The sequence below is a fragment of the Rothia sp. 11273D007AR genome, from assembly GCF_053547255.1.
In genome coordinates this window covers 36670-53840 of record NZ_JBPPWJ010000002.1, presented here as the reverse complement: position 1 = coordinate 53840, position 17171 = coordinate 36670, and the positions used below count along the sequence as shown (strand labels likewise).

Genomic DNA, 17171 nt, shown 5'->3' with positions numbered 1-17171 from the left:
TCTAGTTTAGGCAGGTTCGAAGCCGTAGTCGGCCAGAATCTGGGCGGCAGCCTCAGAGGTGGCCAGCCAGTTCGCAAAGTTTTGGGCGCTTTCCTTGCCTTGACCGCTGCTGGTGAGGGCTAGGGGGTAGGCGTTGCGTTCGACCTGGGGCAGGGTGATGACGGTGATATCGTCGGTGGCTGAGATAGCGGTGGCGTCGGTGGAGTAGATGAAGCCGGCATCCACCTGGCCGGTGGCCACCTTGGTGGAAACTGCCGAGACGTTAGCTTCTTCGGTGGAGGTCGCCGGGGTGATTCCCTGGCGGGTGAGCTCCTGGTGGGCCAGGCGTCCGCAGGGTACTTCCTGGGCACAGATTGCGGTCATGACGTCGCTTGCCGCCAGATCATCCACGCTATCGATCGCAGAGGGGTTGCCGGGGGCGGTGGCCAGCACCAGGGCGTTGGTGGCGATGGTTTCGGGGGTGACGCCGGCCAGTCCTTCAACCGTGTCGATAGCCTGGTTCATGGTGGTGCTATCGGCTGTAATGAGCAGGTCGGGGGTAGCGCCTTCGACCATCTGCGTAACCAGCTGGGATGACCCTGCGTAGGTGGCAGTGATAGAGACCTGCGGGGTTTCTTGACGATAGGCTGCTATGAGCTCATCGCCCACAGCTCCTAAGGAGGCCGCCGCAAAGAGCTGTACCTCAGCGTCCTGCCCCTGTGGGGAGGTTGCTGCTCCCCCGCAGGCGGTAAGACCCAGCAGAAGGGGGACGAGAAGGGTGCTCAGGCGGCGCATGGGGTCTCCAATGACGGGGTAACAGTGGCTAGCAGAGGGTCTTTGTCTATAGATTAGTGTAGAGCCAGGTGGTGTTCTTCACCCGGTTTAGCTAGGCTAAATATTACATCTGAAATGCCGATTAAGATTTGTGAAAGTGCGGGTATGCCCCAGTCTTCAGCCCCCAATCCCCCGGTGCCCCTGGGTTCGTCTATCCCAGTTGTGACCGGCGGTGCCAGTGCAGCTGCACACCCGGGCGCGCCCACCACCGGGCCTCTTGCCGACCGCTGGGGACGAACCGCCACTGACCTGCGCATTTCCCTGATGGACAAGTGCAACCTGCGCTGTGTCTACTGTATGCCTGCTGAAGGCCTCAACTGGCTGCCCGGCACACAGCTTCTAACCCTCGATGAGGTCACCCGCCTGGTAAGGGTAGGTGTACGAGATCTAGGAATCGAAGAGGTACGCTTTACCGGTGGCGAGCCCCTAGTACGAGCTGACCTCACCGATATTATTGCTGCCGTCCGCGCCGAACACCCCCACCTGCCCATCGCCCTGACAACCAACGGCATCGGACTCGATAAAAAGGTAGATGCCCTGGTTCAGGCCGGGCTCAACCGGGTCAATGTCTCCCTCGACACCATCTGCCCCGAAACGTTCGCTCAGCTCACCCGCAGGGATAAGCTAGCCTCGGTACTCACAGGTATTGAAGCCGCAGCTGCCGCCGGGCTCACCCCCCTCAAAATCAACGCGGTCCTCATGGCCGGGGTCAACGACACCCAGGGCCATGAACTCCTCACCTGGGCTTTAGAGGGCGGCTACCAGCTCCGCTTCATCGAACAGATGCCTCTGGACGCCGACCACAACTGGACCCGCGAAGGCACCATCACCGCCGAGCAGATTCGTCAGCGCCTGGCTGACCACTACGACCTGCTGCCCCACGGGCGTCCGCGCGGGGCCTCCCCCGCAGCCCTCTGGGACGTCTACCCACTGGGTCACGCCGGCACAGCAGAGCCCCTGGGCCAGGTAGGCATTATCGCCTCGGTCACCGAGCCCTTCTGCTCGGCCTGCACTCGCACCCGCATCACCGCCGACGGCAAGGTGCGCTCCTGCCTCTTCTCCCTGACCGAAACCGACCTTATGGGTGCCCTGCGCGGCGGGGCCAGCGATGCTGAACTGGCCCAGATTTGGCGCGGAGCCATGTGGGCCAAGCCCAAGGCCCACGGCAAGGACACCGTCGGCTTCGATACCCCCGATTTCACCCAACCTACTCGATCAATGAGCGCCATCGGCGGCTAAGATTCAAGGACTTTCCATGCAGATTAACTTTTTCGCCGCAGCCCGGGCGGCAGCGGGCCGCCCCAGCCTCACCCTCGACCCAGCCCAGCTACCTGCCCCTACTCTTGCCCAGGTTCGTACCTACCTGGCAGAAGAATTCACCGGCAGCACTCCCTCGGGCCAGACCCTGGCCGATATTCTGCCGCGCTGCACCTTCCTCGTCGACGGGGTTGCCGCCACCGACGAGCAACTCGATGACCCGATGCTCCTGAAACAGGCTGAACGCCTGGATGTTCTTCCGCCCTTTGCCGGTGGCTAGGAGGACAACCCGGTGAACACCCCCAGCTACTCGGCCCTGATCCTGGCGGGCGGACGCTCCTCCCGCCTCGGCGGGGTACCCAAGGCCCTGCTCTCCAACGGTGAGCACACCCTGCTCGACGGAGTTATCGCCGCTTGCACGGGTGCGGAGCACCGCGTGGTCGTCGGCCCGGCAGAGCTCACCCTGCCCGCGGGCGTCCTACAGACCCGAGAAGAACCAGCTTTTAGCGGGCCAGCAGCCGGTATTTCTGCCGGGCTTGCGGCCCTGGCAGCAGCCCAGCATGACTTGTCGGCACTCTCCCACCACTGGGTACTGGTCCTTTCCTGCGACCTGCCCCGAGCCCGGGCCGCTGTGCCCCTACTTTTGCAGACGGCGGCGTCCGCACCGGAGCAGGTGACCGGCTACTGGGCTGTAGCGGAGGGTATCACTCAGCCCCTGCTGGGCATCTACCGGGCCGCGGCTCTGGCTCCTGCCTTTGCAGGGGATACCGCCAACGCCTCCGTCCGCCGTTTTCTCAGCCCCCTTGCACCCGCCGATCTAGAACTGCCCGCCGAACTCACCGCCGACGTCGACACCTGGGAAGCCGCCCGTGCTGCTGGCTACACCCAGGTTCCCCTACCCCCTAAGGACAGCACCGTGCACCACACCAGCTGGCAGCAGGCCAGGCAGCTCCTGCACCGGGCAGGGGCGACCCTTGCTCGAACCGATGAAAAGGTGCCCCTCGCCCAGGAGGCTATCGGCAGAACCCTGAGCCAGGACGCCCGCGCCCTGCTGCCGGTGCCCCACTATGATTCCTCAGCTATGGACGGCTACGCCACCGCCGGTGCCCCACCCTGGCAGCTGCTCACCCACCCGCCAGCAGCAGAGGGCGAGAATATCCACCAACGAGTTCTGCCCCTAACCCCCGGCCAGGCTACCCCCGTTCTGACCGGCGGGCTCATCCCCCCGGGCACCGACGCCGTGCTCCGCCAGGAACACGCCCTAGTAGACGGCAACACGCTCAGACCCGACCCCAAAGTTTTTGGTCAAGGCTATCCGGCACTCGGTGCCGATATACGACGGGCAGGTGAAGAACTTTCAGCCGACAGCACGGTACTTCCCGCAGGAACACCCATTACCGCCCGCCACCTCGGCGCGCTCGCTACTCTCGGCCTTGACACCCTCACCGTCACCGCCCGCCCCGCCGTCGCCATCGCCTACACCGGCAACGAAATTATTACCTCCGGGCTACCCGGCCCAGGCCAGGTGCGCGACGCCTACTCCATGGCCTTCCCCCACATCATCGAACACATGGGAGCCAGTGTTAGCAGCGTCCGCCGTCTGCCCGACAGCAAAGCTCAGCTCACCAGCTGGCTCACCACCACCGGCGCCGACCTGCTACTTATCACAGGCGGCTCCTCTACTTCCACCGCAGACTGGGTACGCCGCGCCCTAGCCGACCTAGACGCCAGCTACCTCTTCGAATCCGTCGCTATCCGCCCTGGCCACCCGGCCCTGGCCGCCCGCCTACCAGCCATAAGCAACCCGGAGACCCCACTCGTCCTGGGCCTACCCGGCAACCCCCTAGCCGCCTACACCGCCCTCTACTCCTACCTAACTCCCTGGCTCATCGGCGCCACTGGTGCTCCCCTGGCCGATCTGGCCGAAGGCGTCCTCACCCACCCGGTACCCGGCTACCGCAAAGAGGATCTAAGGCTCATCCCCGCACGCCTTACCCCAACAGCCGAGGGAAAAGCGCTGATTCCCCTGCCCAAAACCCAATCCCACATGCTTACCTCCTTCGCCACCGCCGACGCCCTAGCCCTCATACCGCCCCAGGGGGCAGCAGCAGGCAGCACCGTACGCTACCTCCTGCTTCCCAGCTAGCTTTACATCCCTCCCCTCCCCCTGATGGTCTCAGAATTAGGCAAACATTCCGTCACAGAGCTCAACAGTTCCCACCCCTGTTAGACAGGACTTATAATTGAGAACAACCTGAGCCCTCCCCCAACAGACCGGAGCCCCGCGTGCCTAAACCAAAACTCGGCGATGTCGCTGCGCTCGCAGGCGTCTCCCCCACCACAGTCTCCCGCGTGCTCAACAACCGGGGCTACCTCTCCGAAACAACCCGCGTCAAAGTCTTCGACGCCATGCAGCAGCTCGGCTACCGGCCCAACGCCATCGCCCGCTCCCTGCAGGGGCAAAAAAGCCAGCTCATCGGCCTAGTCTTCCCCTCCGTCGCCAACCCCTTCTACGGGGAAATGGCCTACCGCATCGAATCCCACCTGGCCGATATCGGCTACAAGACGATTCTCTGCAACAGCAACGACCACCCCGAATCAGAGCAGCGCTACCTCGATATGCTCATAGCCAACCAGGTCGACGGCGTCATCACCGGCGCCCACTCCCAGGTTGTTGCCAACTTTCCCCATCTGGGTGCGCCCCTGATTACCATCGACCGCCAGCACACCGGCCGCGGCCCCAACATCAGCTGCGACAACTTCGACGGGGCCTACCGGGCCACCCACCTGCTTCTTGACGGCGGGGCCACGAATATTCTGCACATCACCTCAACCATCTCCCTCGACAACGCCCGCCAGCGCGGCTACCAGCTAGCGGTCACCGAAGCCGGTTACACCCCGCATATTCTCGAACTGGGCTTCACCACCCCGCAGGCCACCAAACGCGAGCGCATCTTCACCTACCTCGACGAGCACCCGCAGGTTGATGCTGTCTTCGCCTCAAACGATGTCTATGCCGCCATGGTGCTGGGCTATGCCCGCGCTAGCGGCCGGCAGGTGCCCCAGGACCTACAGGTCATCGGCTTTGACGGCACCGAAACCAGCCGGGCCCTCCTGCCCGAGCTAACCACCGTGGTGCAGCCCATCGACGCAATGGCCCAGCGGGCCGTCGCCCAGCTCATGCACGCCATGAACGGCGAAGAAAAAGAGCTCACCGGCAGCGATGTGCTACCGGTGAGCCTTCATGAGGGGTCAAGCACCCGCTCCCTGCTCTGGGTAGAGAGCGCGGTGGCATAAGCTAACGTCCCCTGCCCGACCTCTCCGCGATTTCTATTCTTTGACACAGAGCTCACTCGTGAACGCCCCTGAACCAGAGGAAAAAGAATATTACTTATTCCGGTGGTGGTCATGAAGCGATACCTGGGTCACCGGCGCCGGGTGCAGCATACCCAGGGCGGGCTTGCCGCCCTTAAACCGGAAAAGCTCAACAAACCCGTGACGGGCATAGAGAGAAGCTGACCGGTAGGTAGAAGCCTCCAGGTAGGCGGGCACCTCGCCCAGACGCTCGCGGCGGTAATCCAGCAGGTGGGAGCCGATGCCGTGCCCGCGGGCGTCCTCGTGCACACCGATGGTGTAGAGGTACCAGTGGTCGAATTTTGGGCGGGCCGCCAGCAGGCGCAGCTCGGTGACGGTGGCACGAGCCAGCCCCTTCCCCAGTACCCGGTAGTAGTCGGGCAGGGCCTTAATGTCGGCCAGCAGGTTACCCTTCTGGGCCTCGGGCGAGAGCCACAGGGCAGCGCCCAGCACCTTGCCGTCGGCGGTGACGGCGATATCGATAGTGCCCTTCGGGGCGTAGGTGGTGCGCAGCTGGAACTCAAAAAGCCCGCGGACGGTTTCGGTGTGGCCGTCCCCGCCCATAGCCTTGTTCATGACCGGGTCGTGCTCAAAGGCATTGGTCAGCGCCTCAATCACGCCGGGGTAGTCAGCTTCGGTCGCTTCACGCACGGTAAAGTCGTAGGTTTGCTCGGGCATGGAATCCTCCTGGGTACGGTGTTACCTTTCAAGATTACCCGGTCAAGAAAGCTCTAGAGAGAGTTTTCCTTGCACCTTCTACGGAGGGGGTGACCCTGCATCGCAGCTCGTTGGCTCGGGGCTGGCGTGAATTGCGACGAGCCCCCGGGCGAGGAGCAAGAGGGTCACGAGCCAAGATGTAGGGGCACCCCCGTACTGGTATAGCGCAAAGCAACCCGCCCCGCGCGCGTCCTTACTATCAGGACGGGCACGGGGTGGGTTTTCTTTCTTGGGAAGGTTTTAGACGGTTGCGGTCTTAGCGGCTACGCTGACCAGCTCGTCGCGGCCTGCGGCCACGGTTGAGCCTGTTGCAACGGCAAGAGCGGTTGAGTCAACGGTCTTCTTGGCGTTGGTGATGACCAGCGGGGTGGTCAGGGGGTAGCCTGCGGCCTTGATGGCGGCCATGTCGAACTCCACGAGCACGTCACCGCGCTTGACTTCCTGGCCCTTTTCGACCTTGGGAGTGAAGTGCTTGCCGTCCAGCTCGACGGTGTCGAAGCCGATGTGCATGAGGACTTCTACGCCCTTGTCGGTGCGCATGCCGATGGCGTGGCCGGTGGGGAAGGCTACGGTGACCTTGCCGTCGGCGGGTGCGTAGAGCTTGCCTTCGGTGGGTTCTACGGCTGCGCCGGGGCCCAGGGCGCCGGAGGCGAAGGTGGGGTCTGATACCGCTGAGAGTTCCACGGCGGTGCCGTTGAGGTGGGCGGTCAGTTCGTAGCCTTCGGTGGCTGCTGCGGGGGCGGACGCGGCGGGGGCAGCTACAGACGCAGCGGTAGCGGCGGGGGCGGCGGCTTCAACTTCTTCTTCGGCAACCTGGCCGGCGAAGGCGCGCTTACCGTAGATGAAGGAGGCACCGGTGGAGAGAGTAGCTGAGGTGAGAGCGGCAATGATGAAGCCGGTCCAGCCCATGCCCTGCTGGTTGTCGATAGAGGGAATGCCCAGGAAGCCAGCAGCACCCAGGCCCGATGCCTTGACACCGAAAATAGCGATCATTGCAGATGCGATAGCTGAGGCACCCATTGCGATGTAGAAGGGCCAGCGCAGGCGCAGGTTCACACCGAAGATAGCGGGTTCGGTAATACCGAGGAAGGCGGAAGGAGCGGTAGCACCTGCCAGACCCTTCATCTTCTTGTCCTTGGTGGTCAGGTAAACACCGAGAGCTGCACCGCCCTGGGCAATGTTCGCCATCGATGCAGTAGCGAAGATGAAAGAGCCACCGGCAGCAATGAGCTGAAGTTCGATGGGCGGGAAGGACTGGTGCAGGCCGGTAATGACGATCGGTGAGTAGACCAGACCGAAGAGGAAGCCACCCACGGGGCCAGCGGTGTCATATACCCAGTTGATACCTTCACCGAGTAGGGTACCGAGCTTGAACATGGGCGGGCCGACCAGCATGAAGGTGGCAAAGCCGGTGATCAAGAGGGTCAGGGTGGGGGTGAACATGAAATCAATGACACCCTTGAGAATCTTGTGGAAGAACTTCTCAATGTTGGCCAGGATGAAAGAAACCAGGATAACGGGAAGGACGGTACCCTGATAGCCAGCCTGCTGCACCTGGATGCCGAAGACGTCCCAGTAGGCCATGGTACCGTCCTGCAGGGCGGCAGCTACGTTGTAGCCGTTGACCAGGGAGGGGAAGACCATGGCAGCGCCCATGGTCATACCCAGGTAGGGGTTACCGCCGAATACCTTGGTGGCGGTGAAGCCGACGAGCACGGGCAGGAAGGCGAAGGCCGCTGCTGAGAGCAGGTTGACGATTTCAGCGAAGCCGGTCCAGGCGGGGTAGAGCTCAATGAGTGACTTTTCAGGGTCGAAGATACCGGTTGCGGTCAGCACGTTGTTGAGTGCCATGAGCAGACCGGAACCGACCAGCACGGGGATGATTGGCAGGAAGATTTCTGAGACGACCTTGATGAAGCGGGTGAAGAGGTTGCCCTGGTCCGCTGCGACGTTCTTGAGTTCGTCCTTGGAGACCTGCTTCATGCCGGCGGCGGCCATGTGCTTGTAGACCTCGTCAACGTCGCCGGGGCCCACGATGATCTGGAACTGGCCGGAGTTGTTGAAGGTACCCTTGAGGTCCTCGTCGTTGTCTAGGGCGGCCTGGTTGATGACGTTCATGTCTTTGAGCACCAGTCGCAGGCGGGTGGCGCAGTGGGCGCCTGCTGCGATGTTGTCCGTGCCGCCGACGGCGGTGAGGACTCGCTCAGCCACGGATTTGTGGTCCATGTCTTCTCCTTGGTGTATGGGCCAGGCTCCCCCTACATCTGTGGTTCAGCCTCGGCGCGAGTGTGTATGTTGTGTGTAAAAACAAACATGCCAATCGTTTGACATACTAGCACCAAAAAAGGGGCCAAAACAGCCCCTTGCAGAAGGTCGGTGGCCACCTGTGTTAGGTGGCCACCGACCCTATCTCAAGCTTTGTTTTAGCCCTTGCGAGCTACGGTGATGAAGTCAGCACCGGCTGCTACGTCGCTTCCTGCGTTGGCAACTGTCAGGTCGGCAACGGAGCTCTTGGCGTTGGTGATAACAAGCGGGGTGGTCACGGGGTAGCCTGCAGCCTTGACCTGCTCCAGGTCGAGCTCCACCAGCACCTGGCCGCGAGTGACGGTATCGCCCTTCTTGACCTTGGGTTCGAAGAACTTGCCGTCCAGTTCCACGGTATCGAAGCCTACGTGGATCAGGATTTCCAAGCCGTCTGCGGTACGGATGCCGAAGGCGTGCCCGGTGGGGAAAGCGACAGTTACTTCGCCGTCTGCGGGAGCCACAACCACACCTGCGGTCGGCTCAATGGCGGCGCCGGGGCCCAGGGCGCCTGAGGCGAACATCTGGTCGCTCACGCCGGCAAGCTCAACAACGGTACCGTTCATGTGGGCGGTCAGAGCGGACGCGCCAGCGGCGGACGGTGCTGCCGCGGGAGTAGTTGCGGGAGCGGGAGTCTGCGCTGCGGTGTCGTCGCTGCCGCCGAAGAGCTTTTTGAAGAAGCCTGCCATGATTGTCACCTCATAGTGGTTGGGAGTGGTGGGGCCGCTGTGTGCGGCGTCTCTACCAGCCTACCACCGTCGACAACCTGTGAGACAGGTCTTACTGTTTCCTGCCGGTGCCAGGTCACGGAAAATTTTTCGCCCCACGCGCTAAGGCACCGGCGCCATTTACCCTAGTCTTCTACAAGCCGGGCAGCTTCGAGGCTCCGCACGGCCGCCTCGTCTGCTACCAGGCGGACGGTGCGCTTAGCTCCGGTGAAGTAGGTTCGGGATGAGAATACGGCGGCTCCCCCATCGAGGAAGAGTTCGGTTCCGGAGGCATCGACCAGCAGGTCGAAGGTGCGGGTAGCGCCCTGCTCTAGGGTGCGGTGGCGTTCTGCCCCGCCCACAGTGTAGCGGCTGCCGGTGCGATCCAGGTGGGCACCGTCCTCGCTCAGGGTCAGAGCTAGAGCCTGGCCTGCGGCGTCCTCAACGATAATCTGCACGGGGCTAGTCACCTCAACCTCACCGCGCAGGCGCCAGACGCGGGCGTCCGCCAGTTCCGCAATCTCCCCCTCAGCCCCAGGTGCTACCGGGGCAGGTGCCAGGGCGTTATCGAGTTGTTCCACGGGGTTCTGGTACACACGACCCGCGCGCAGGGTCAGGCGGCGGGGGTAGGTCTGCATGTGCACCCAGTGGTTCTCCCAGGAGGGCTGGTCATCCTGGTCGGCGTTACCGAACCAGCCCTGGAGTACAGCGTGGGAGCCGTCTTCGCCCACCCCGTGGAAGCACTGGGGGGCGTAGAACTCTGTGCCGGCGTCTAGTTCGGTGAAGGGGGTGGTGACCTCAAAATGGGTACCGGTGAGGGTGCCGACCACGTAGCCGGTCTGGAAGATATTGTTGTACTTTTCCCCGTCCGCTTCCATGCCCTGGGGGCTGAAAATCAGCACGTCCTTGAGCTCGCCGCTTTCTTCATCGCGCAGCTGAATCAGGCCGGGGCACTCGTACATATAGCCTAGCTTGGCCAGGGCCGGGTCTGAGAAAGTGATCTCGCCGTCGAAGGTCCAGGTGCGGCGGTCGGGTGAGGAGTAGAGCACCACGGCCCCGGTTTCGTCCTCGCGCTGGGCGCCGATGACGGCGTAGAAGCTGCCCTCGCGTTCAATTACATGGGGGTCGCGGTAGTGGGCGGTGTAGCCCTCTTCGGGGCCGTTGATAAAGACCTCTTGCTTGGTGAAGGTCTTGCCCTGATCGGGTGAGGTAAAGAGTACCTGGTAGGCCTCCCGGTTACCGTCGGCGTCCTTGACGTTGCCGGTATAGAAGAACTCAAAGGTGCCGTCCTCGCCCACGAAACCCGAGCCCGAGTAGCAGCCGTTCTTATCAAACCAGTCGGTGGGGGCGATGGCGGTGCCGCGGTCCTGCCAGTGGGTGAGGTCGTCGCTGGTGGCATAGCGCCAGAAGACGGCGCGGGTGGGGTGCACCGGGGAGTACTGGTAGAAGGCGTGGTAGGTGCCTTCATGATAGATCAGCCCGTTGGGGTCATTGAGGCGACCCACGGGCGGTGCTAGGTGCAGGGCCGGGTAGTCGGGGTCGGTGCGCACCCGCTCGTGGTAGGTGGCATAGGCTTGCTCTGCGGCTGCGAGCAGTTCGGCGGCGTCCGGACGTCCGGGCTTAGTCACGCGGGGCTCCTTGAGTGGGTGCGGTAACGGGTTCTGTCAATCGTTGATCATATCCAGCTTACCCCCTGTCCTCTCCCCAGGTCTTAGGTCAGCAGCGTGCAGGGCAGACCGGCAAATATTCCAGTTTGTGATAGGGGCTAGCCCACGCGCCTAGCTGCAAAGGTCTACGACGGCACTCACTGCCAGGTGGTCAGAATTGCCCACCTGCTGGTAGGTCACTTCTTCACCACCAGCAGGTGGCCCCTGCATCACCATGATGTGGTCGATCGGGGCCCGCATTCCTAGCACTCCGCCGACTGGCCAGGTGCCCTCAATCCGGTGGGTGGCCAGGGCAGCATCCGCACCCAGGTGTGAGCCTACCCCCGCGTAACTGGCCAGGCCGCCGTGGAGCAGGGTCGCGTTGAAGTCGCCAGCGATTAGGTCAGGGCGGTTCTCATCGCGGGCCAGGCGGTCGATGGTGGCTAGGTCATCGCGCCACTGCTGCATGTAGGAGGGCACGGGCGGGGCCGTGTGCACCGCAAGCAGTGAGGGGTGACCACTATCGTCATTTTCAGGAGCCAGAATGAGGGCGCCGAAGGTCATGGGCACTTCCTGCGCGGTGTAGGTGCCCAGCCGGTCGCTCACCAGGGTCAGTGTCGGGGCGATGTGGGCCTTTCCGCTGGTGGAGGCGAACAGCTGGTAGCCCGAAACGCCGCCAGCAAGGGCGGGTGTATCGGGTGAGACTTCAGGGAGTACCAGGAAATCCGGTTCATCGGCTAGCAGCCGAGCCAGGGACTGGGCGGTCAGGGTGTCGAGGGCGTTATAGGTGGTCACCCGGTAGGTCTGCATATTAACGCACCCAATAGCGGGCACCCCGCGCGCCTGATATCGCATAGACCCGTAGGGGTCAACCACCGCCAGCAGGCTAGAAGCGGCACAGGCTAGTGCCGTCAGCCCGGCAAGGATGCGGGTAACTGTGCTGGTTCTAGAGCGCAGGGCAACCAGCAGAGCCACCATCAGGACGCCCGCCCCGGCAACCGCAAGCAAGGTGGGGAAGGCAACGGCCTGGGCAATGATCAGGCGGGTGGTCAGCCAGGCGGTCACCGGGTGCCCCGGCCAGAGGAGGATAGCTAGCCAGGTCAGAAAACCTGCCAACAGCAGGCACCAGAGCACACGAATCAGAGTCTTACCCATGACCCCAGCCTAGCTAAAACCAGCAGGCAGGGGAAGAGGTGGGGGCGGCGTCCGTCCTTAAACAAAAAGCCGCAAGGGCGGCAACCCGTAATGGGTGCCGCCCCTGCGCCAAAGATAAGAAAAGTAAGAAACTTACTTGAGGGTGACGGTTGCGCCAGCGCCTTCGAGAGCTTCCTTAGCCTTCTCTGCGTCTTCCTTGGAAACGCCTTCGAGAACGGGCTTGGGAGCGCCGTCAACGAGGTCCTTAGCTTCCTTCAGACCCAGTGAGGTGAGGGCGCGAACTTCCTTAATAACGCCGATCTTCTTGTCGCCAGCTGATTCGAGGATAACGTCGAATTCTGACTGCTCTTCAGCAGCACCAGCGTCGCCACCGGCAGCACCAGCAACAGCAACGGGAGCAGCTGCGGTTACGTCGAATTCTTCTTCGAATGCCTTAACGAATTCGGAAACCTCAACGAGTGACAGTTCCTTGAATGCTTCAATGAGTTCTTCGATTGAAAGCTTAGCCATGAGATTGGCTCCTTCTTTGATTCAGTTGCAAGCCTCAGTATTTCAGCCTGCGAGCTTGAAAATTGTGGGGTGGCCCGGGCAAGTGGGCCGAAGTCTGTGCGGTGGGCAGCTTCGAGGCGATTACTCGGCCTCGGGTGCTGCGCCTTCCTGCTCTTCGAGCTTGATACGCAGAGCGTCAACGGTGCGAGCAACCTTTGCGATTGCGCCCTTTGCGCCGCCGGCGACCTTTGCAAGAAGTACCTCGCGTGATTCGAGGCTTGCAAACTTGTTGATGCCAGCTTCGTCGAGAGCTTCGCCCTCGAAGTAACCGCTCTTAACGATCAGCTGGGGGTTAGCCTTGGCAAAGTCACGCAGACCCTTCGCAGCATCAATGAAGTCGCCCTTGATGAATGCGATTGCGCTGGGGCCGTGGAGCTGACCATCGAATGCGTCGATGCCAACTTCCTTAGCCGCGATAGCGGTCAGAGTGTTCTTTACCACGGCGTACTCGGTCTCAGCACCCAGTGCACGACGAAGTTCCTTCATCTGTGCAACGGTGAGACCACGGTACTCGGTGAGAATTACGCCGTTTGAGGATTCAAGGAGTTCCTTGATCTCAGAGACGGCAGCAATCTTATCCTGTGTTGCCATGGTGTTCCTTCCAGTTCTTATCCCGCCAGGCCAACAAAAAATGCCCCGACGCGCAGGCATCGAGGCACAATACAAGCTCAGCAAAAACTGGTTTGTATTCTTTTATCGGCACCTACGCAGGTGGGCTAGTTGGCCCTTATCGTGCCTGTAAAAGGCATAGACCGGCGGTCTTTGGTTACTTCATCTAATCACGCTTGGCGGGGCTCTGGCAAGTTAAAACCGGGTTTAAGGGTGCTTAATCACTTAAACCGCCGCTTCTATCCACCTTTGTGCCGTATACAGACCAGATGAGGCAGGTTTTTTGGTCAGCACATGGTACAAACTAGCTCTGCCCTGAGAAACAGTGCAGAGTACCGGGTCGGAGTTTCAGGTAGAGCCCCTGCTCCGCGCCTACCGGGGTTTCTGGCAGCACAGCCGTGAGCGGGCTACCGGCGGGAATGGTCACGGCACCGTCCGAGTGTGGCAGCTCTACCGCCCGAGTGGTTTCAAGGCTAAAACGGCTTCCTGCCGTATGGGCGAGCACGCCCAGCACCCGCACCGGCAGGGCCCCCGGGCTAGCGGCGTCCGCCCGCTCAAATCCGTGGGCAGAGATACCGGCCGGTATTGCCCGCCCACCCCGTTCTACCTCTAGCTCGTTGTAAAGCGGGTGCAGCAGGCGGGCGACCTGCGCGGACGCCGGGGCGGCCAGTACCTGCCCCGGGGCGGCAACCTGGGCCAGGCGTCCGCCCTCTAGCACCGCAAGCTGCTGGCCCATGGCCAGGGCTTCGTCGGGGTTGTGGGTGACGTAGATGCCCGTGAACCCTAGCTGGCGGTGCAGGGTCAGCAGGTCGGCGCGGATAGCTTCGCTCAGGTGCTCATCGACGCTAGAGAGCGGCTCGTCGAAGAGAGCCAGCGTGGGTTTACGCACCAGGGCCCGGGCGATACCGGCCCGCTGGGCCTGGCCACCCGATAGTTGCGCCGGCCTCTTACGCAGGTGCTCCCCCAGACCCAGGGTATCGACGAGGGAAAGGTAGTGGTCGCGGTCCAGCTGCTCCCGGGCGCGCAGGCGCTGGGCGAAGAGGATGTTCTCTTCCAGGCTCAGGTGGGGGTAGAGCACGGGCTTTTGAAAAACGAACCCCACCGGCACGGCCCCTGCCTGCCGGGTCTTGGCCTTGCCCTTGATGCGGGTGCCTCCCCCAACACCTACCGGCCGGTGGCCGAACAGCACGCGACCGGCGTCCGCCTGTTCCAGCCCGGCAATAATGCGCAGCAGGGTGGATTTGCCCGACCCCGACTCCCCCACCAGGGAAAGTAGGCTGCCACCGGGCACGGTCAGGTCAATGCCGTCAAGCACGGCGGACGCACCAAACCGCTTGGTCAGGCCGGTGATGGTGAGGGCGGGGCTGGTCATGACCTCTATTATGCCCGACGGTTGCACGGTATGCCCTAACCGTAGCCTTCCCACCACAGCGCAACCCTGATTCGACCGAGCGTGCGCCTTATCGCTGAGCGTGCACCTATCTGCGGCACGCTCGGCGATAAGGCGCACGCTCGTTAGGGAAGCAGTTAGCCTCGTGCCTGCTCAATGCGGTCATCGGGGTAGATAATCTCACCCTGCTCTACCAAATCTCGAATTGAACCGGGCAGGTTCTCGCCGCTGAAACCGGGAAGTAGCCCGGCATCAGCTTCTCTGCCCCACACCGTGGGAGTCAGATTGCGACCCCATTTGAGCACATCAGCCCCCGCACCTTTGACCTTAGCGGTATAGCCGATACTAGGGGCAAGCTCCCCCGGGTGGGCTGGCCTGTCGCTTACTGTATCGGGGTGGACGACCTGTACTAGACGGTTAAGGAGTGGCAGGGGCTCCTCGTCATCAGTGTGCTGTGCGAGCTGCTCTGTGTACCAGGTGCAATCTTCGCTGTGCTCTACTGCGAACCAGTGGGGCAGGTGGCGTTCAAAGTTATGGTCGGTGATGGTTAGTTCTTCACTCAGGAGTTGTGGCAGGTCCCAGGTGATAACCTGCCCTTCTTCGATGGTCTCAGGTGCTTTGGCCGGGGCCTGAGCCAGGTACTCGATCAGGGTTTTCACGTGGGGGTATAGCCAGTGGCCGGGGTCTTGTTCGTCCCAGCGGATTTCTCCGGTGCGGGTCAGCAGCCCCTGCGAGATGAGTTTGCCAGCGCGGTCTTCGAAGCGGGAGTACGCTTCAAACTGATACATTAGTTCGCCATCGCCGCGTTCTTCCGCAGGCCCCAGGGCGGAGATATTGATGCGCATTTCGCTCTCAAGGGGGCCACCAGCATAGTTATAGATGGTGTAGTCGGTGGGAAAGTCCCCCTCGTACAGGGTTTCAAGGCGGTAGAGAAAGACGGTTTGGCTCACCGGTTCTTGAAGGGCAAGCAGCCCGGGGTAGAGCGACTTTTCATCGCGGTAGGCAGGCAGATCGGACGGACGCGGGTAAGGGAAGTAGGCGACGCGGTACACGAGAGTTGAACCTCCAGACATCATTGAAAGGGGTGTGCTCTTTACCACAAGAATAGCTGCCTGTGCCTGCAAAAGCTAGACCCGGGCGTCCGCGCACCCCGCCCTTGCTTCACCCTCGCTCCGCCTCCCCGCCACAACAAAAAGCAGGCTCCCCGCGCACTAGACGCGGGGAGCCTGCCTTATTTAACCGTTAAGGTCTAAGAAACTTAGGCTACGGTGGTGGGACCTATCAGGGATGAGTGCTCTACACGCTAAATCAGGCGTTCAGTGCTTATAGAGGATATCCAGCTTTGCCAGCCGCTACCGAAACCACAAATTTTCCTGCACCGTTGGGAGTTTCCCAGGTTCCATCTGTTACATAAATATCTAGAACATCCTCACCCTTATCGCACCTATAGGGAATTTCTACCCTATAGATATTTGAATCATAGTTTACATGAATATGATCTTTTTTATTTTTTAGCAGTCGACACCCCTGTGGGATACCTACAGAATTTCTCAAATCTTCAATAGACTCAGCAGATTCACCTAAGTTTGCATAAGAATCATAATAGGCAGTTGCACCGTCATAGTCCTCTCTATCTAAGTTATAAGCAAAAGCATAAGCCACTTCTTCTGGCTCAGCCTCGAAGGGTGAAACGCTAATCTTTGAATAAAGAGATATTTGGATCATGCCATATATGATAAATATGAGACCACCTAGGCAGAAAGTCACAAGAAGAATCGCATTATTTTTCTTATGAATAGCGACTGCCCCCCGGATTGCACTGATCAACAGGGTTGAGCTGTTGCCACCAAGGCTTATAGGGCAACCAGGATTCCATATTATAATCTTCTCTCTCGAAAAGGTTACCAGCGACATGGCAGAGATACTGTTCTCGGATAGTTGGTGTTATCCGCCCCCGTGCGGTCTTCGAGACAAGTTCATCAACATGTGCCTTATGTGTCGCGACTCCACTAAAAGCCCTGCCCCAACTAGTAGCTACAACATTTACCTTGTAGCCTTCACGATGGTTAGTTACCCAGACGCGGCTAATCAAATCCCGTCCTAGCCAAGGGTCAGCTGTCACAGGATACGCTACGCTCTCCTGCCCCCGATGCTCTACAACCTGAACCAAAGTAGATCCCCGAATCTCATACCGGGTAGGTATATCCACTCCGTTAGCGTCTTTAGCCCAAGGAGCAGCAACACCAGCAAAAAAGTTCCCCTCAGAATCTTCTACAAGAACAAGACCGCCCTCAAGAATCTCCATGCTGGCGCCTTCCGGCAAGTCAAGATTATAAACGTATTCCTCAGGGGCAGAGGAATCAGCAATCGTAGTTACCATCTGCACAGAGCCATCTTCGTGAGGCAGGACAGATGTAGAAGAAGCATTACCATGATCAAAGCTAACCTCCCCAAACTCACCAGGTTCAGCCACAGCCTCTTCTATACTTGCAGGAATCGAAATAGCAAGATTCTCTTCGCTCTCAGAAACTAATACAACTGGATAATCAGCCTCTTTAGGAATCTCAACCGAACTTTCTTCACCAGCTACTACAAATGCAGACGAAGTCTCTTCAAGCTCATCAATTGTAAATGCCTGTTCTGCAAGCACATCTAGCCTATATTCCACAGAGC

General features: G+C 60.8%; 16 protein-coding genes. 4 read left to right on the top strand and 12 right to left on the bottom strand.

Going from position 1 to position 17171, the window contains the following annotated elements; all coding sequences use genetic code 11:
* Nucleotides 1–6: 6 nt before the first annotated feature.
* A complete protein-coding gene (gene modA, locus ACED88_RS01380; protein ID WP_449107437.1) occupies nt 7–774 on the bottom strand; it encodes a molybdate ABC transporter substrate-binding protein in 768 nt (255 codons plus the stop codon).
* A gap of 144 nt (nt 775–918) precedes the next feature.
* Here modA and moaA point away from each other — a divergent pair, with 144 nt between their 5' ends.
* The 4 genes from moaA (at nt 919) to ACED88_RS01360 (ending at nt 5367) form a co-directional block, all read left to right on the top strand.
* Nucleotides 919–2052: a GTP 3',8-cyclase MoaA gene (moaA, locus tag ACED88_RS01375; protein WP_449107436.1), complete on the top strand. Its 1134-nt coding sequence runs from the start codon at nt 919–921 to the stop codon at nt 2050–2052.
* A gap of 16 nt (nt 2053–2068) precedes the next feature.
* Complete coding sequence (locus ACED88_RS01370; protein WP_237194747.1) at nt 2069–2350, top strand: MoaD/ThiS family protein; 282 nt, start codon at nt 2069–2071, stop codon at nt 2348–2350.
* 12 nt (nt 2351–2362) lie between these two features.
* On the top strand, nt 2363–4216 hold the full coding sequence (locus tag ACED88_RS01365; RefSeq protein ID WP_449107435.1) for an NTP transferase domain-containing protein: 1854 nt from the start codon (nt 2363–2365) through the stop codon (nt 4214–4216).
* 140 nt (nt 4217–4356) lie between these two features.
* Entirely contained in the window at nt 4357–5367 is a 1011-nt protein-coding gene (locus ACED88_RS01360; RefSeq protein ID WP_449107434.1) for a LacI family DNA-binding transcriptional regulator, read from the top strand.
* Between the two features lie 90 nt (nt 5368–5457).
* On the opposite strand, the gene ACED88_RS01355 is transcribed toward ACED88_RS01360, so the two are convergent.
* The 11 genes from ACED88_RS01355 to ACED88_RS01305 form a co-directional block, all read right to left on the bottom strand.
* A complete protein-coding gene (locus ACED88_RS01355) occupies nt 5458–6102 on the bottom strand; it encodes an N-acetyltransferase family protein (RefSeq protein WP_449107433.1) in 645 nt (214 codons plus the stop codon).
* 279 nt (nt 6103–6381) lie between these two features.
* A complete protein-coding gene (locus ACED88_RS01350) occupies nt 6382–8367 on the bottom strand; it encodes a sucrose-specific PTS transporter subunit IIBC (RefSeq protein WP_449107432.1) in 1986 nt (661 codons plus the stop codon).
* A gap of 197 nt (nt 8368–8564) precedes the next feature.
* A complete protein-coding gene (locus tag ACED88_RS01345) occupies nt 8565–9131 on the bottom strand; it encodes a PTS sugar transporter subunit IIA (protein ID WP_449107431.1) in 567 nt (188 codons plus the stop codon).
* Between the two features lie 164 nt (nt 9132–9295).
* The gene (locus tag ACED88_RS01340; protein WP_449107430.1) at nt 9296–10777 is read right to left on the bottom strand and encodes a glycoside hydrolase family 32 protein; all 1482 of its coding nucleotides are present in this window, start codon (nt 10775–10777) and stop codon (nt 9296–9298) included.
* 150 nt (nt 10778–10927) lie between these two features.
* Nucleotides 10928–11950, bottom strand: coding sequence for an endonuclease/exonuclease/phosphatase family protein (locus ACED88_RS01335; protein ID WP_449108520.1), 1023 nt, complete (start codon nt 11948–11950; stop codon nt 10928–10930).
* A gap of 132 nt (nt 11951–12082) precedes the next feature.
* Nucleotides 12083–12460, bottom strand: coding sequence for a 50S ribosomal protein L7/L12 (rplL, locus tag ACED88_RS01330; RefSeq protein ID WP_185174250.1), 378 nt, complete (start codon nt 12458–12460; stop codon nt 12083–12085).
* 120 nt (nt 12461–12580) lie between these two features.
* A complete protein-coding gene (gene rplJ, locus ACED88_RS01325; protein ID WP_237185947.1) occupies nt 12581–13090 on the bottom strand; it encodes a 50S ribosomal protein L10 in 510 nt (169 codons plus the stop codon).
* A 322-nt stretch (nt 13091–13412) separates the two neighbouring features.
* Nucleotides 13413–14480, bottom strand: coding sequence for an ABC transporter ATP-binding protein (locus ACED88_RS01320; RefSeq protein WP_449108519.1), 1068 nt, complete (start codon nt 14478–14480; stop codon nt 13413–13415).
* Between the two features lie 155 nt (nt 14481–14635).
* Nucleotides 14636–15574 (bottom strand): hypothetical protein, encoded by a 939-nt coding sequence (locus ACED88_RS01315; RefSeq protein ID WP_449108518.1) that lies wholly within the window; start codon nt 15572–15574, stop codon nt 14636–14638.
* A gap of 247 nt (nt 15575–15821) precedes the next feature.
* Nucleotides 15822–16160, bottom strand: coding sequence for a hypothetical protein (locus tag ACED88_RS01310; RefSeq protein WP_449108517.1), 339 nt, complete (start codon nt 16158–16160; stop codon nt 15822–15824).
* Between the two features lie 127 nt (nt 16161–16287).
* A complete protein-coding gene (locus ACED88_RS01305) occupies nt 16288–17148 on the bottom strand; it encodes a DUF2599 domain-containing protein (protein ID WP_237199085.1) in 861 nt (286 codons plus the stop codon).
* Between the last annotated feature and the right edge of the window lie 23 nt (nt 17149–17171).

Coding starts and splice junctions, on each gene's coding strand:
- modA (WP_449107437.1), bottom strand. CDS start 774: ATGCGCCGCCTGAGCACCCTTCTCGTCCCCCTTCTGCTGGGTCTTACC.
- moaA (WP_449107436.1), top strand. CDS start 919: ATGCCCCAGTCTTCAGCCCCCAATCCCCCGGTGCCCCTGGGTTCGTCT.
- ACED88_RS01370 (WP_237194747.1), top strand. CDS start 2,069: ATGCAGATTAACTTTTTCGCCGCAGCCCGGGCGGCAGCGGGCCGCCCC.
- ACED88_RS01355 (WP_449107433.1), bottom strand. CDS start 6,102: ATGCCCGAGCAAACCTACGACTTTACCGTGCGTGAAGCGACCGAAGCT.
- ACED88_RS01350 (WP_449107432.1), bottom strand. CDS start 8,367: ATGGACCACAAATCCGTGGCTGAGCGAGTCCTCACCGCCGTCGGCGGC.
- ACED88_RS01345 (WP_449107431.1), bottom strand. CDS start 9,131: ATGGCAGGCTTCTTCAAAAAGCTCTTCGGCGGCAGCGACGACACCGCA.
- ACED88_RS01335 (WP_449108520.1), bottom strand. CDS start 11,950: ATGGGTAAGACTCTGATTCGTGTGCTCTGGTGCCTGCTGTTGGCAGGT.
- rplL (WP_185174250.1), bottom strand. CDS start 12,460: ATGGCTAAGCTTTCAATCGAAGAACTCATTGAAGCATTCAAGGAACTG.
- rplJ (WP_237185947.1), bottom strand. CDS start 13,090: ATGGCAACACAGGATAAGATTGCTGCCGTCTCTGAGATCAAGGAACTC.
- ACED88_RS01320 (WP_449108519.1), bottom strand. CDS start 14,480: ATGACCAGCCCCGCCCTCACCATCACCGGCCTGACCAAGCGGTTTGGT.
- ACED88_RS01315 (WP_449108518.1), bottom strand. CDS start 15,574: ATGATGTCTGGAGGTTCAACTCTCGTGTACCGCGTCGCCTACTTCCCT.